The following is a 1,277-nucleotide window of genomic DNA, read 5'->3' as shown; positions in this document are numbered from 1 at the left end:
GCGGCTCTTCACAGATGAGGGTGTAGTTGAGGTCTGAATCCGCCGGACTCGAGCAGGGATCTGGCGATGTAGTTGGTCAGGTTGCGGAAGCCCAGGGCCGAGCCGCGCAGGTGCTCCAGGCGTCCGTTGATCGCCTCTGTGGGGCCATTGCTGGTGCCAGGCCGCTCGAAGTAGGCCAGCACGTCGGTGGCGCGAGCCTTCAGGGTCCGACCGAGCTTGCGCAACTCGTCCAGCCCGGCGGGGACGTCTTGGCTGACGGCGTCGATGAGCGCCTCCATCGCCGCGCGGCCGAGGGATCGGTCCTTCTCGCGGTAGGCCGCGATCATCCGCTGGTAGATCCCCCAGGTCGCCTCGACGGGCACGTGCTCCTCGAGCACGAACAGCTCCTGCAGGCGGGTCTGCTGCTTGTCGGTGAGCAGGCCCGCGCCGGTGTGCAACGTTCTACGCGCACGGTAGAGCGGGTCGTCTTTGCGGCCGCGGTGCCCGTGCAGTTCCTGCTGGACTCGGCGTCGGCACTGGTCGAGGGCATCACCGGCAAGGCGCACGACGTGGAAGGGATCCATCACCGCAGCCGCGTCGGGCAGTTCCTCGGCGGTGGCGCTCTTGAACCCGGTGAAGCCATCCATCGCGACGACTTCGATGGCCTCACGCCATGCCTGAGGGCGAGCGGCGAGCCACTCCTTGAAGACTCGCTTGGAGCCGCCAGACGTGCTCGTCGACGCCGAGCACGCGGACGCCGTCGAAGCGGTTCGGGTCCTCGATCAGGACGCGTGTGCCCTGGGCCAGGACGGCATCGTTGGCGGTGTTCCACGCAACCCCGAGCCCCTCAGCGACCCGCGCGACCGTCAGGTGGGCGATGACGATGCCCTCCAGCGCCCACGCCAGCCCTCGCCGGGAGAGCTTCGCGCGTGGCTCGGCCGCCAAAGACGTGTCTTGGCGCCACACGTGGCCGCAGCCGGTGCACCGGTAGCGGCGGACCGTGACCTCCAACGTCGTCGGACGCCACCCCAACGGCTCGTGGGCCAGCCGGCGGACAACCGTGCCGCGCGCGGTTCCTTCACAGCCACAGCGTCGGCACCAGCGGTCGGGTTCGACGACTCGACAGGCCAGGACCGCACCGGCGGGCTCGAGGCGCTGACCGGTGGCCTCAAGGCCGAGCTCATTCAAGCGGCAGAACATGGTCAGGTCAGGGTCGGTGAAGGTAGCGTCAGGCACGTCGAGGTCTTCCAGATGGGCAGTGTGAGAACTTCCATCATCGGAAGGCCTCGATGCCTACC

General features: G+C 68.4%; 1 pseudogene. It reads right to left on the bottom strand.

What is annotated here, in order from left to right:
* Positions 1–8 precede the first annotated feature (8 nt).
* Positions 9–1,215 (bottom strand): annotated as a pseudogene (locus CIK74_RS02140) (ISL3 family transposase).
* Positions 1,216–1,277 lie beyond the last annotated feature (62 nt).

The sequence above is a fragment of the Glutamicibacter sp. BW77 genome (assembly GCF_002332285.1).
In the GTDB taxonomy this organism is placed as follows: Bacteria; Actinomycetota; Actinomycetes; order Actinomycetales; family Micrococcaceae; genus Glutamicibacter; species Glutamicibacter bergerei.
Note: the sequence above shows the minus strand (reverse complement) of the source record. Positions and strands in the feature narration are given on the sequence as shown.